General features: G+C 58.8%; 11 protein-coding genes. 6 read left to right on the top strand and 5 right to left on the bottom strand.

Annotated elements, in window-relative coordinates:
* Positions 1-163: 163 nt before the first annotated feature.
* Positions 164-1,105: a LysR substrate-binding domain-containing protein gene (locus tag SR894_RS17580; protein ID WP_133733733.1), complete on the top strand. Its 942-nt coding sequence runs from the start codon at positions 164-166 to the stop codon at positions 1,103-1,105.
* On the opposite strand, the gene SR894_RS17585 is transcribed toward SR894_RS17580, so the two are convergent.
* Positions 1,102-2,847, bottom strand: coding sequence for an IlvD/Edd family dehydratase (locus SR894_RS17585; protein WP_223288669.1), 1,746 nt, complete (start codon positions 2,845-2,847; stop codon positions 1,102-1,104). The genes SR894_RS17580 and SR894_RS17585 overlap by 4 nt on opposite strands.
* Before the next feature lie 237 nt (positions 2,848-3,084).
* Between SR894_RS17585 and SR894_RS17590 the strand changes: the two genes are divergently transcribed.
* From SR894_RS17590 to SR894_RS17610, 5 genes are all read left to right on the top strand, one after another.
* A complete protein-coding gene (locus SR894_RS17590) occupies positions 3,085-4,104 on the top strand; it encodes a TRAP transporter substrate-binding protein (RefSeq protein WP_133733252.1) in 1,020 nt (339 codons plus the stop codon).
* Between the two features lie 83 nt (positions 4,105-4,187).
* The gene (locus SR894_RS17595) at positions 4,188-4,793 is read left to right on the top strand and encodes a TRAP transporter small permease subunit (RefSeq protein WP_133733253.1); all 606 of its coding nucleotides are present in this window, start codon (positions 4,188-4,190) and stop codon (positions 4,791-4,793) included.
* Positions 4,793-6,094: a TRAP transporter large permease gene (locus SR894_RS17600; RefSeq protein WP_133733254.1), complete on the top strand. Its 1,302-nt coding sequence runs from the start codon at positions 4,793-4,795 to the stop codon at positions 6,092-6,094. Before SR894_RS17595 ends, SR894_RS17600 begins: the two co-directional genes overlap by 1 nt.
* A 33-nt stretch (positions 6,095-6,127) precedes the next feature.
* Positions 6,128-7,114: an AraD1 family protein gene (gene araD1 / locus SR894_RS17605; protein ID WP_223288668.1), complete on the top strand. Its 987-nt coding sequence runs from the start codon at positions 6,128-6,130 to the stop codon at positions 7,112-7,114.
* A gap of 31 nt (positions 7,115-7,145) precedes the next feature.
* Positions 7,146-8,720, top strand: coding sequence for an aldehyde dehydrogenase (NADP(+)) (locus tag SR894_RS17610; protein WP_223288667.1), 1,575 nt, complete (start codon positions 7,146-7,148; stop codon positions 8,718-8,720).
* A 6-nt stretch (positions 8,721-8,726) separates the two neighbouring features.
* On the opposite strand, the gene SR894_RS17615 is transcribed toward SR894_RS17610, so the two are convergent.
* Genes SR894_RS17615 through SR894_RS17630 form a run of 4 tightly spaced genes read right to left on the bottom strand, consistent with a single transcriptional unit; the run spans position 8,727 to position 13,254 of the window.
* The gene (locus SR894_RS17615) at positions 8,727-9,653 is read right to left on the bottom strand and encodes a Gfo/Idh/MocA family protein (RefSeq protein ID WP_223288666.1); all 927 of its coding nucleotides are present in this window, start codon (positions 9,651-9,653) and stop codon (positions 8,727-8,729) included.
* A gap of 35 nt (positions 9,654-9,688) precedes the next feature.
* Positions 9,689-10,459 (bottom strand): FadR/GntR family transcriptional regulator, encoded by a 771-nt coding sequence (locus tag SR894_RS17620; protein ID WP_223288665.1) that lies wholly within the window; start codon positions 10,457-10,459, stop codon positions 9,689-9,691.
* Between the two features lie 31 nt (positions 10,460-10,490).
* Entirely contained in the window at positions 10,491-11,435 is a 945-nt protein-coding gene (locus tag SR894_RS17625; RefSeq protein ID WP_223288664.1) for a DMT family transporter, read from the bottom strand.
* Between the two features lie 16 nt (positions 11,436-11,451).
* Positions 11,452-13,254, bottom strand: coding sequence for an IlvD/Edd family dehydratase (locus tag SR894_RS17630; RefSeq protein WP_223288663.1), 1,803 nt, complete (start codon positions 13,252-13,254; stop codon positions 11,452-11,454).
* Between the last annotated feature and the right edge of the window lie 129 nt (positions 13,255-13,383).

Genomic DNA, 13,383 nt, shown 5'->3' on the forward strand with positions numbered 1-13,383 from the left:
TCCTGAAGAGCATCATTGTTGTTATGGGAGTGTCGTTATTAGAACGGCATCGATACCGTTGTTACAGCCCTTACAGTAGAGAACTCCGCCATAACCAACCAATATACAAACTCATCAACATTGATACACTTCTCAATATCAACAACAACTCAAGGCTTATCCTATGGGCGTTCTCGGCGATAACTGGTTTCTAGACGTGCGACTAAAGTTGCGGCATTTTCAACTTTTTTTGGCGCTGGAAGAGCAGCGCAACATGCATCGTGCAGCGAATCAGCTCAATATGAGCCAACCCGCCGCGTCAAAGCTATTGAGTGATCTGGAAGCCCACCTGGGAATTCGGCTTTTTGATCGCCACCCCCGCGGGCTAACGCCCAACTGGTACGGCGAAATTATGATTCGCCACGCGCACAGCATGCTTTCAGCGCTACGCCACACCGGTGAGGAACTGAATGCTCTCGGGGCGGGCAGTGCTGGCACGGTAGCCGTCGGCACGGTAATGGCCCCGGCGGTTACGCTGCTCACTAGCGCTATCGAGCGAGTGCACCGCGACCGGCCAGGGTTAAAAATCAGCGTTGATGTGGATGTAAGTAAAGTGCTGGTACCGCGCCTACTGGAGGGCGAGCTGGATTTCGCGATTACTCGTATACCCTCAGGCATCGATACCGAGCGCTTTATCTTCGAGGAAATTGGCGAGGAAGAACTCTGCTTTGTGTGCCGCCAAGGACATCCATTAGCCGATAAACAAACACTGAGCCTTGCTGATATGGCGGGCTTCCCTTGGTCACTGCAGCCCGCTGGCGCGTTGATGCGCCAGCGGGTAGATAGTCTATTTCTTCACCATAAGGTCGTGCCGCCCGGCCAGATCGTCGATACCGCGGATCTACTGTTATCGCTGGCGCTGGTGGATAAATCCGACACCATCACAGTAACTACCCGGGAAGCCGCCGACCTGCTGTGCCACCCGCAGCGCTTTCATCTATTGCCCTTCAGCGAGACGCTGAGCGTTCAGCCCTATGGGCTGGTGAGTTTGCGCCACCAACGCCTCTCACCTGGTGCCGCTGCGTTAATGAGTACCTTGCGAGAAGTGATTGCTCAGTCCAGTTAATGCGAATGACGCGGCACGTCGGACCCCCGGCAGCCGACCAGGAAGTCAAAGTCGCAGCCTTCATCCGCCTGGAGCACCCGCTCGATATACAGCTGGCGATAGCCGCCCTGGCTGGCGATCAGCGTCGAGGCGGCGGTGGGGTCGCTTTCGGCCAGACGCGAGGCCAGTTCTTCATCGCTGATCTCCAGATGCAGGCCGCCGCTGGAGCAGTCGAGTTCGATCCAGTCGCCGTTGCGTACCGCCGCTAGCGGGCCGCCGGCGGCGGCTTCGGGGGCTACGTGCAGCACTACGGTGCCGTAGGCGGTGCCGCTCATACGCGCATCGGAAATACGCACCATGTCGGTAATCCCCTGGGCGAGGATCTTGGGCGGCAGGCCCATGTTGCCTACCTCTGCCATGCCGTGATAACCGCGGGGGCCGCAGTGTTTCATGACCAGGATGTCGTTGGCTTCCACATCCAAATCCGGGTCGTTGATGCGTGCTTTGTAATCGTCGAAGTCTTCAAATACCACTGCGCGACCGCGATGCTGCATCAGCTCGGCGGTCGCCGCCGAGGGCTTGAGCACGGCGCCGTTGGGGGCCAGATTACCGCGCACTACACAGATGCCGCCGTCTGCGGTTAGGGGGTTGTCCAGCGGGCGAATGACTTCATCGTTGTACAGTGGGGCGTCCTGAACGTTCTCCCAAAGTGTTTTGCCGTTGACGGTGAGTGCGTCCTTGAAGGGCAGCCGGTCAGCTTCACCCAGGCGCCTGAGTACCGCCGGTAGGCCTCCAGCGTAGTAGAACTCTTCCATCAAAAAGCGCCCGGAGGGCTGCAGGTCGACCACCGTGGGGGTACCGCGCCCGACGCGGCTCCAGTCGTCCAGGGTCAGCTCGACGCCGATACGCCCAGCAATGGCCTTGAGGTGAATCACCGCGTTGGTGGAGCCGCCAATCGCCGCGTTGGTGCGAATGGCGTTATCGAAGGCTTCCTTGGTGAGGATCTTGGACAGCCGCAGGTCTTCGTTGACCATCTCGACAATGCGGTTACCCGATAAATGGGCCAGCACGTAGCGGCGGGAGTCCACCGCGGGAATCGCCGCATTGTGGGGCAGCGAGGTACCCAGCGATTCAGCCATACAGGCCATGGTGGAGGCGGTGCCCATGGTGTTGCAGGTACCGGCGGAGCGGGACATGCCTGCCTCGGCGGCCATAAAGTCGTGCAGCGAAATCTCACCCGCTTTGACCTGCTCGGAGAGCTTCCACACCACGGTACCGGAGCCAATATCCTTGCCCTTGTGCTTGCCGTTGAGCATCGGCCCGCCAGTGACCACGATGGTGGGGATATCGCAGCTTGCCGCGCCCATCAGCAGCGCCGGGGTGGTTTTATCGCAGCCCACCAGCAGTACCACGCCATCCATGGGGTTGCCGCGAATGGCTTCTTCCACGTCCATGCTGGCCAGGTTGCGGGTGAACATGGCCGTGGGACGCAGGTTGGATTCGCCGTTGGAAAACACCGGAAACTCCACCGGATAGCCGCCCGCCTCCAGGATGCCCTGCTTCACGTGTTCCGCCAATTTGCGGAAGTGGGCGTTGCAGGGCGTCAGCTCCGACCAGGTGTTGCAGATACCGATGATCGGCTTGCCCTGGAACTCATGGTCGGGAATCCCCTGGTTTTTCATCCAACTACGGTACATAAAACCGTTCTTATCGGCCGTACCAAACCATTCAGCACTGCGCAGCGGACGTTGACGTTGGCCCATGGGGTTAACTCCTTGTTTTAGTTTGGTGACGGCTGACGACCTAAGCGTTGCGTCGAGAGCAGTTGTTGAATGCGCAAGACACTAAACTACCTCGCCAATCTAGTCGACCATACAAAAGTATATGTTGAACAATTGCTCTTAATGTTCAACATTACCCTTCCACACGGGTTATTGGCCCGTTGCATCACACCCTTAACCACCACGCTCTTCACAACAACAAGCTTGAGGAATAGTGCCATGCTCAAATCGAAATACAGTTCAATACTCACCGGTTCCGTACTACTGCTAGGTCTCTCCGCGGCCCAGGCAGCTGAGTACGAATGGAAATTTCAAGCGTCAGAAACCTCGGGCGAACCCAGCTTTAAGATCAAGCAGGAGTGGGCTGAGAAAATCACGGCAATGACCGATGGTCGTGTCGAGATCGAGGTAATGCCGATTAATTCAGTGGTGGGCCCCACCGAAACGCTGACAGCCGTTAGTGCCGGCATCTTGCAAGGCCACATGACTGATCCCAGCTACTTCTCCGGCCAGGATCCCGCCTTCGGTATGCTCGGCAATCTTGTCGGCGCGTGGCAAAACCCCTATGACTTCCTTGAATACATGAAGTACGGCGGCGGTGAAGAGCTCTACAACGAACTGGTCGAGCCATACGGTGCGCATTTGATCAGTGCGGCGACCTTCCCATTGGAGTCTGTGCCTTCCACGGTCCCCATCGAATCCATCGCTGATTTTGAAGGGCTAAAAATCCGTGCTCCCCAAGGTATGGTCTACAACATCTTCGAGCGCATTGGCGCCACGCCTGTCAACCTGCCGGGCTCTGAGGTGTATACCGGTCTGGAAAAAGGCGTGATTGATGCCGCGGACTCCACTGTGCTCTCGAACAACGACGCTATGGGTCTGCACGCTTTCGCCCCCTACCCGCTCTATCCTGGCTTCCACTCCATGCCCATGATCGCTGTGTCGATCAACAAAGACATCTGGGATGGCTTGCCCGAGGAGCTACAGACGACCCTAAATACCGCTTTTGATGGCATGGCCTACGACCTGATCGCCCGGCTCAAGGAGCAGGATATTGAGACCCTGCAACGGCTTCAGGATGACCCAGATGTTCACCCCTTCAACTTGCCTGAAGAAGAGCGTCAGAAATTCCGCATCGCGGCTGAGCAGGAGTGGCAAGAGTGGGCGGGTGAAAATGAAATGACCCAGAAGGTTTATGATTCCGCGACCGCCTTTTTGCGCTCACGCAATCTGCTTTAACGCTCTGCTCTCAACGTTGCTTCATTAACCTAACCAACGCATCGCTCGGGAAGCATCCCGAGCGATGCGCGTAGAGTCGCGCCATGTCTCAAAAAACACCTGACAATCAATACCGTTCCCCACCCACCCATGATCTTCCTGAGATCCTCGAAACGGTGGAGGAGATCGCACCTGAACGTAATGCGTTAGACCGCCTGGTGGCACGGGGTGGCCGCGCCGTTTCCTGGTTGGTGCTGGTAGCGATGGGCATCAGCGTCATCGAGGTATTCATGCGTTACGGGTTCAATAACCCCACCTCCTGGGTTCACGAAACCGTGGTATTTCTGATCGCCGTTATCTTTGTACTGGGTGGCCCTGCGGCCATGGCGCGCAATAGCCATATTCGCGTCAAGGTGCTGTACGACAGCGCCGGCCCCCGCTTGAAATGCTGGATGGATCGTTTCAACGATCTGCTCACCCTGATTTTTTGCCTGACAATGAGTTACGCCGCTTTTCATATGTTTTGGGGAGCGTCACATAACCCGCTTGGCGAATGGTCGCTGGAGCGCTCCGGCACCTCCTGGAATCCACCTTTTCCGGCCATGGTCAAGGGCATGATTCTGTTTGCCCTGACGTTGATGGCACTGCAGGCCACACTGCATCTTTGGCAATCGATTAAGGCGAAACCCCGCTCCGAGGAGGCGCGCTGATGGATATTTCAACCGCTACGATCCTCATGGTCGGGGCGATTTTCGCGCTGCTGGTCACTGGTCTACCGCTGGCGTTTATCACTGGTTTGGTGGCCATGGCCTTCACCTTCGGCTGGTTCGGCGAGGCGGCACTGCCGCTGGTCACCAGCCGGGTCTATGGGTTTATCACCGAGTATTCGCTGGTGGCGGTGCCCATGTTCGTATTGATGGCATCACTGCTGGATCGCTCCGGCATCGCCAAAGACCTGTTCAACGCCATGCGCGTCTTCGCCGGTCGCCTGCCAGGTGGCGTGGCGGTGCAGACCATCGTCGTGGCGTTCTTCCTGGCCGCCCTTTCGGGCATCATCGGTGGTGAAATCGTGCTGCTGGGGATTCTGGCGCTGCCGCAAATGCTGCGCCTGGGCTATGACAAGCACCTATCCATCGGGGTGGTGTGTGCCGGTGGCGCCTTGGGCACCATGATGCCGCCCTCCATCGTGCTGATTATCTACGGCCTGATCGCCAGCGTATCGATTGCAGACCTGTTTGCTGCGGCCGTAACCCCAGCAGTCATTCTAATGGGCTCCTACATTGCCTATGTACTGGTGCGCTGCCTGAGGAATCCCGCGCTAGGCCCTCCGTTGGATAAAGACACTGAGGATAACCCTTTCGCCAGTAAGCTGGAGGCAGTGAAAGCCATTCTGCTGCCCGGCCTGATTGCCTTTTTAGTACTGGGCACTATCTACGGTGGTATCGCCTCGGTCACCGAAGCAGCCGCCATGGGTGTCTTCGGCGTACTGCTGGCGACCATTGTGCGCGGCGAGTTTTCTCCCGGCATGCTGCACCATAGTCTGGGTCAGACCATGAACACCTGCGGCATGATCATTTGGATCGGCATAGGTGCCGCCGCCCTGGTGGGCGTCTATAACTTGATGGGCGGCAATCGCTTTGTTTCGAGCCTGATTCTCGGGCTCGACGTCGCGCCGATTGTGATCATACTTGTGATGATGGCGATCATGCTGGTGCTCGGGCTGTTCCTCGACTGGATCGGGATCGCCATGTTGGCCTTGCCCATCTTTCTGCCTATCGTTATTCAGCTCGGTTTCGACCCGATCTGGTTCGGCATTCTCTTCGCCGTGAATATGCAGGTATCGTTCCTGTCGCCGCCCTTCGGGCCCGCCGCCTTCTACCTTAAAAGCGTGGCACCGCCGGATATCAGCCTGAAGGATATCTACCTGTCCGTACTGCCCTTTATGGCCATTCAGCTGTGCATACTCGCGGCGCTATTGATGTGGCCGCAACTGGCCATTTGGCCGCTCTGATAACGACAAAACTGGCTTCATGAGGAGACCACCATGCGACTGATTCAGTGTGACCACCAGGGCCAGGTTCGCGCCGCTCTGGTCGAGAGTGAAGAGCAGGTAAGACTGCTCGACTGTGATACCTACACCCTGGCCAACCGGGCCATTAGCGCCGGTAAGCCGCTTAGCGACATGCTGACGGAAGCGCTGACCGACACGCGCCTGGATTATCAAGCGCTGGTCGATGCCAAGCAGCTGTTGCCTCCATTAACGCATACTGACCCGGCCCACTGCCTGGTCACCGGCACCGGCCTTACCCACTTGGGCAGTGCCGACACGCGCTCGGCGATGCATGCTAAAGCCCAAGCTGCTGAAGAAGACATGACCGACTCCATGCGCATGTTCAAGCTCGGCGTGGAGGGCGGCAAACCCGACGCAGGCCAGCTTGGTGCCCAGCCTGAGTGGTTCTATAAGGGTGACGGCCAGTGCGTGGTGGCGCCTGAAGCCGATATCCCCTCACCTGCCTTTGCCGAGGATGCAGGCGAGGAGCCGGAGCTGGCCGGGCTCTACGTGATTGGCGATGATGGCCAACCCTGGCGAGTCGGCTACGCTCTAGGTAATGAGTTTTCTGACCACGTGACCGAGCGCTTCAACTACCTGTGGCTAGCCCATTCCAAGCTACGCGCCTGCAGCTTTGGTCCCGAGCTTTTGATCGGCGAACTGCCAGAAAATCTCGAAGGCACCAGCCGAATCCAGCGTAGTGGCGAAACACTGTGGGAAAAACCCTTTTTGACCGGTGAGGCCAATATGGCTCACAGTCTGGCCAATCTGGAGTATCACCATTTTAAATACCCGGGTTTCCGACGCCCCGGCGATGTGCATGTACACTTTTTCGGCACCGCGACGCTGAGCTTCGCCGACGGCATTAAGGTGCGCGAAGGCGATCGTTTTGAGATCAAAATCAATGAATTTGGCCGCGCACTGCGCAACCCGCTACGGTTGGAAACAGACGCTCGGGCCATCAGCGTAAAATCGCTTTAACACCCGCATTTTTACACCAGCAGGAGGTTGCATGACTCTGGAAGGCAAACTACTTATTGGCCAGCAGGCCATTAGCGGCCAACAGGCTGACATTCATGCGGTTAATCCCGCTACCGGCGAGACACTGTCTCCCGCCTATCCCGGCGGCAGCAAGACAGAGGTCGAACAGGCCTGCGCATTAGCCGAGACGGCTTTTGATAGCTATCGCGAGACCTCCCTAGAGGCACGAGCTAGCTTTCTTGAAACCATTGCCAGCGAGATCGAAGGGATCGGCGATGAGCTGATTGAGCGTGCTATGGCCGAAACCGGCCTGCCCCGCCCGCGCTTAGAGGGCGAACGTGGACGTACCTGTGGCCAGCTGCGGCTGTTCGCCTCGGTAGTGCGCGCCGGTGAGTGGCTGGATGTTCGTATCGACCCTGCCATGCCTGATCGTGAACCGCTGCCCCGCGCCGACCTGCGCCAGCGCCATATTGGCCTGGGCCCGGTGGCGGTGTTTGGCGCCAGCAACTTCCCGCTCGCCTTTAGTGTGGCCGGTGGCGATACTGCCTCCGCACTGGCGGCTGGCTGCCCGGTTGTGGTCAAGGGCCACTCTGCCCATCCCGGAACGTCTGAGCTGGTGGGTCGTGCCATTCAACGCGCCGTTGCCAAGTGCAACCTGCCTGAAGGCGTTTTCTCACTACTGTTTGGCTCAGGCCGCGACATCGGCCAGGCACTGGTCGCTGACCCGCGTATCCAGGCGGTGGGCTTCACCGGTTCACGCAATGGTGGCACGGCACTCATGGCCACTGCCCAGGCGCGGCCACAGCCAATCCCCGTTTACGCCGAGATGAGCTCGATCAATCCGGTCTTTCTGCTGCCGGAAGCGCTCAAGGCACGCGGTAAAGCGATTGCCGAAGGGTTCGTCGGCTCTCTCAACATGGGCGCCGGGCAGTTCTGCACCAACCCTGGGTTGGTGATTGCGATTCAGGGCCCGGAGCTGGATGCCTTCGTTGAAGCGGCCGGTGAAGCGGTCAAGGGCAGCGCTGCGCAAACCATGCTGACGCCAGGCATTCACGACGCTTACCAACAGGGTGTTGATCGGCTCGCCAACCACGCCAAGGTCACCGAGATCGCACGTGGTCAAGCGGGTGAAACAGCGAACCCTTGCCAAGCGGGACTGTTCGTTACCCAGGCCGAGGCATTCCTCAACGACCCCGCCCTTCAAGAAGAGGTGTTTGGTTCAACTTCGTTGGTGATCGCCTGTGCGGACGCCCAGGAAGTGGCGCGTGTGGCTGCTCAGTTGGAAGGCCAGCTCACCATTACGCTACAGATGGATGACGGTGACTTGGCGACAGCCAAGCAACTACTGCCGACGCTGGAGCGCAAGGCGGGCCGTATTCTAGCCAACGGCTGGCCGACGGGTGTAGAAGTGTGCCACGCCATGGTACATGGCGGCCCCTTCCCAGCAACCTCGGATTCACGCACGACCTCAGTAGGTAGCGCGGCCATTTTCCGCTTCCTGCGCCCGGTATGCTACCAAGCGCTGCCGGAAGGATTACTGCCCGAAGCGATCCGTGACGGTAACCCTTGTGGAGTATCACGCTTGGTCGATGGCAAGCGTGAATAACTGGCGTTACTCGATAAAGGCGTCGGTGGTTTCACGATGACCGTATAGAAACGCATCGGCGACCTGGCGCAGCGGGGCAACATCCACCTCGCTGCGCTTGTTTGCGATCAGCTCGGCAAAGCGCGCATATAAACCTTGATACTCGCGCTCCTCCTCTTCAATGATCAGTTCATCGTCGATGACCAATCGACAGCCACCCTGGGTGAGACTCAAGCGGCTGCCATCGCTATCGATATGCATATCCCAGGTCGGCGGGCCACTTTGTAGGAAGTCGAAATCGGCCTCGATCGCCGCCCCTTCTGGGTCGGTAAAGGATAACTTTGCCGCAATTGGGGTTTGCGCATTGCTCGGCACCAGCAGCCGCGCCTGTTGCAGAAAGAACGGTTGGGGCAGGATTTCAGTCGCAATTGACAGCGCATTGATACCGGGATCAAAAACTCCCATGCCACCGGGCTGCCAGATCCACGCCTGGCCTGGATGCCATACCCGCACATCCTCCTTCCACTCGATCTCTACCCGCTGTACCTGCCGTTCGGCAAGCCACTGCTGGGCTTGGGCCACGCCGGGGGCAAACCGCGAGTGCCAGGCTGCAAATAGGCTAACGCCCTGCTCTTTGGCACAGGCAATCAAGTCCTCCACTTCGCTTAACGTTGCCCCCGGTGGTTTCTCAAGCAGCACGTGCTTGCCTCGCATCAGCGCCGCCCGCGCCTGAGAATAGCGCAGATGTGTCGGCGTGCAGATTGAGACAGCGGTGATTTCAGGGCGGGCGTCTAGCATCGCTTCCAGGTCTTGATAGGCGGGTAGATCCGGCAGCGAGGCGTAGGGATCCGCCGAGGCGACAAGATGGCAGTTCGGGGTGGCGGCTATGGCCGGGAGGTGCTGGTCGCGGACGATTTTGCCCACGCCCACTAAGCCTAGGTTGAAGTCAGACATACGCTTGCCTTTGTTATTTACCATTGAAAATGGGGTCAGGAGGTGGTGTCGGGCAACTCAACGCTGCGCCCTAATGAACTGACGCTGTGCTCAAGCCCCAACGCGGCGGCGGTTCCCGCCAACACCGCTTGGGACGCTAAAAACGCCTCCCGAGGGCGGCGTAGCCGAATGCTCTCCATCAGTTGGCGGTGACGTTCCAGACTCTCTTCAGGATCCGGGGCGTTCTCGTTGGACATGGAGATCAGCATATAGATGGAGGGCCGCAGGATATGCGATAGCTGCGCCCAGACGATATTGTGGGTTGCCTTGAAAATCGCTTCGTGAAAGGCGACATCGCACTCGCTGTGCAGCCGCCGCTCCTCTTCGCAGGTGGCGTTGCGCAGATTTTGCCCCAGCCCTTCGAACGCCTCTTCGATAGCAACCAAATCCCGCGCCTTGGCGCGTTTGGCGGCGGTCATCGCCACATAGGGCTCAACGTCCAGGCGGAAGGCGAGGATTTCACGCTGAATGTCGGGGTTGGGCGCTGCGTAGCGGGTCAACCAGTCGGTCACCTGGGCGTCGAGAATATGCCACTCTGAATATTCACGCACCCTGGATCCGTGGCCGGAGATACGCTCGATAATACCGGCATCGACCAGTTGGCGCAGATCACTGCGCACCGCTGAGCGGTTAATGGCGAATCGCTCGCATAGATCCATTTCCCGAGGCACGAGATCACCGGGGTGGTAGCGCCCACCGAAGATCTCCTCGGCAAGATGTTCGGCGATACTGGGGCGAGCTGCTGTCTTGCTGGGAGATGACGTCACTTCGATAAGACCCTATTTCGATTCCTGTCAATCATAACGTACTTGACCGGTCTACTGTTACCGATGGCGAAGGTTCGAGTCCGGCGCGCATCCTTAGCTCTAAGCGCCGCTCATAGAGACCCTTGGCACCCAAAGTACCCAACACCAGCACGCCGCCTACCATGGCCATCGGCGCGGGCTGCTCCGCCAGGATCCACCAGGCCAAAAGCGTGCCCAGCACCACTTCCAGTAGTATCAGTAGGCCCACCTCAGCGGAGGGCAGGTAGAGTGGTCCGCGCTGCAGCAGCGTGACCCCGCAGGGCACAATAATCAGGCAGAGCAGGATCACCACAGCCAGCTCATTAACAGCGGGCAGTGCGGGTTCGCTCCCCGCCAGCCAAAACAGTCCAGCAGTGCTGCCAACAATCAGGCCGTTAAACACCAGCATTGGGCTCATATCCACGCCCGGACGCGTGCGGCAGAGGGTAAAGTTAATCGCCAGGGTTGTTGCCGCCATTAAGGCGAAAGCGTTGCCGATCCAGGAACCGGCCCCTGCATCATCGAGAGCGATCATGGCGACACCCGCCATACACAGCAATATCGCCAGCCAGGTGCGCCTGGGCAGGCGCTCCTTGAGGATGATCCAGGAGAGCACGGCCGCGATTAACGGCGAACTGGCAAGGATCATCAACACGTTGCCCGCCTTGGTGTACTGGTTGCCCAGCACAAAGCCACAGGTGGTCAGGCTGAACAGTAGCGCGACGGCGATGCCCGTCCAGCCGCAGCGCCGATAGGCCGCCAGGATGCCGCGCCCATAGCGCAGCAGGGCAATCAGCAAAAATCCCAGCCCAGACAGAAAGCCGCGCCACATCAAAATTTCTGCATCTGGCAGGTCGGCTACCTTAATCAGCAAGGCATCCGGCGCCATAATCAGCGCCCCACCACCGGTCAACAGCAGGCCCTGCTGGCGATGGGATAAGCTACTCCAACGACTCATCTAAGTGCTCGCCTCTTTAGTGATTGTCTCTGGGCGGATGCTGGCGAGCCACATCGCGATACTTGGTGGCGGGCTCCAAGGTCATACCGCGATCCAGCGGTTCGACCATACTGCGCTGGATCTCTTGCCAAGGCGTCTGGTGACCAGGGTAGCGGTACCCGCCCTGCTGGGTTAAACGCTCGCGGCGCGCTTCCAGCTCACTCGTTTCGATCAGCAGCTGCACCTCGCCGCGCTTGAGGTCAACCCGCAGCCGGTCGCCGCTTTCCAGCAGCGCCAAGCCGCCCCCCGTGGCCGCTTCTGGGGAGGCATTAAGAATCGACGGCGAGCCGGAAGTGCCCGACTGGCGGCCATCGCCCAGGCAAGGCAGCGACTCAATACCCTGTTTGATCAGCGCCTCCGGCGGCTGCATATTGACCACTTCGGCCCCACCGGGGTGCCCCACCGGGCCTGCGCCGCGCATGACCAGAATGGTGCGTGCATCAATGTTCAGCGCTGGGTCATCAATACGCGCGTGGTAATCCTCGGAGCCGTCGAAGACCACCACCTTGCCTTCAAAGGCTTCCGGGTCGTTGGGATCATTCAGGAAGCGCTCACGGAAGTCCCGGGAGATCACGCTGGTTTTCATCAGCGCCGAGTCGAATAGATTGCCCTTGAGATTGAGGAAGCCCGCATGATCCACCAAAGGGTCGTTATAGCGACAAATCACATCGGGGTCTTGGGTTTCGCGGCCCTGCAGATTATCGCCTATGGAGCGGCCATTGACCGTCAGCGCATCGCCGTGGAGCTTACCCGCCGACTGTAGCTCGTGAAGGATCGCGGGAACGCCACCGGCGCGATAGAACTCTTCGCACAGGAAGGCACCGGCAGGCATCACGTTGGCCAGCAGCGGGATTTCATGGCCCAGGCGCTGCCAGTCGTCGTTATTCAGTTCAATACCCGCATGGCGAGCAATGGCATTAATGTGCACCGGCGCGTTAGAAGAGCCGCCCAATGCCGAGCAGGCCACAATGGCGTTCTCAAACGCTTCGCGGGTCAGAATATCCAGCGGGCGCAGGTCTTCCCAGACCATATCGACAATCCGTGTACCGGTGTCGTAGGCCACCATCGCGCGCTCTTTATAGGGTGCGGGTATCACCGCCGAACCTGGCAGGCTCATGCCCAGCACTTCGGCCATGGAATTCATGGTGGAGGCGGTGCCCATGGTATTGCAGTGGCCAATCGAAGGCGCCGAATCGCTGGCACGGGAGAGAAACTCTGCGTAGTCGATATCGCCCGCTGCCAAGCGCTTGCGCAACTCCCAGATGATGGTGCCCGAGCCAACCCGCTCCGCACCGCGCCAGCCGTTGAGCATCGGCCCGCCGGACAGCACGATGGCGGGAATATTCACCGTTGCCGCCGCCATCAGCGCGGCAGGGGTGGTTTTATCGCAGCCGGTGGTTAATACCACGCCGTCCAGCGGGTAACCGTGCAGCACCTCCACGATGCCTAAATAAGCAAGATTACGATCCAGCGCCGCCGTGGGTCGCCGCACGTTCTCATGAATAGGATGCATGGGAAATTCAAACGGCACACCGCCCGCAGCGCGAATACCGTCTTTTACCCGCTTAACCAAGTCGATGTGGTGGCGGTTGCACGGGGTTAAATCAGAGCCGGATTGGCAGATACCAATAATTGGCTTACCGCTGGTCAGCTCATCCAGGGTAATGCCGTAATTAAGGTAGCGCTCAATACACAGCGCAGTGGTTCCCGGGTGGTCGGGGTTATCGAACCAGTAACGTGAACGTAACTGCTCAGGCGTTATTCGCTGAAAATTGGCCATGGTTCCGCTCCACGCCTAAAGTAAATATAAAAGTCAGTAGGCGCGTAGGCACTGAGACCGCCCCACCGACAATATCGATTAAGTAAGTTCCCTAAAGTGTAGGGGAGAGTTGGCATGACGGTACGCTTT

This window comes from Vreelandella neptunia (genome assembly GCF_034479615.1).
Lineage (GTDB): Bacteria > Pseudomonadota > Gammaproteobacteria > Pseudomonadales > Halomonadaceae > Vreelandella > Vreelandella neptunia.

Bases quoted from the DNA above. Each gene is read 5' to 3' on its own strand.
- araD1 (WP_223288668.1), top strand. From the start codon at position 6,128: ATGCGACTGATTCAGTGTGACCACCAGGGCCAGGTTCGCGCCGCTCTG.
- SR894_RS17610 (WP_223288667.1), top strand. From the start codon at position 7,146: ATGACTCTGGAAGGCAAACTACTTATTGGCCAGCAGGCCATTAGCGGC.
- SR894_RS17595 (WP_133733253.1), top strand. From the start codon at position 4,188: ATGTCTCAAAAAACACCTGACAATCAATACCGTTCCCCACCCACCCAT.
- SR894_RS17625 (WP_223288664.1), bottom strand. From the start codon at position 11,435: ATGAGTCGTTGGAGTAGCTTATCCCATCGCCAGCAGGGCCTGCTGTTG.
- SR894_RS17590 (WP_133733252.1), top strand. From the start codon at position 3,085: ATGCTCAAATCGAAATACAGTTCAATACTCACCGGTTCCGTACTACTG.
- SR894_RS17580 (WP_133733733.1), top strand. From the start codon at position 164: ATGGGCGTTCTCGGCGATAACTGGTTTCTAGACGTGCGACTAAAGTTG.
- SR894_RS17615 (WP_223288666.1), bottom strand. From the start codon at position 9,653: ATGTCTGACTTCAACCTAGGCTTAGTGGGCGTGGGCAAAATCGTCCGC.
- SR894_RS17600 (WP_133733254.1), top strand. From the start codon at position 4,793: ATGGATATTTCAACCGCTACGATCCTCATGGTCGGGGCGATTTTCGCG.
- SR894_RS17630 (WP_223288663.1), bottom strand. From the start codon at position 13,254: ATGGCCAATTTTCAGCGAATAACGCCTGAGCAGTTACGTTCACGTTAC.
- SR894_RS17585 (WP_223288669.1), bottom strand. From the start codon at position 2,847: ATGGGCCAACGTCAACGTCCGCTGCGCAGTGCTGAATGGTTTGGTACG.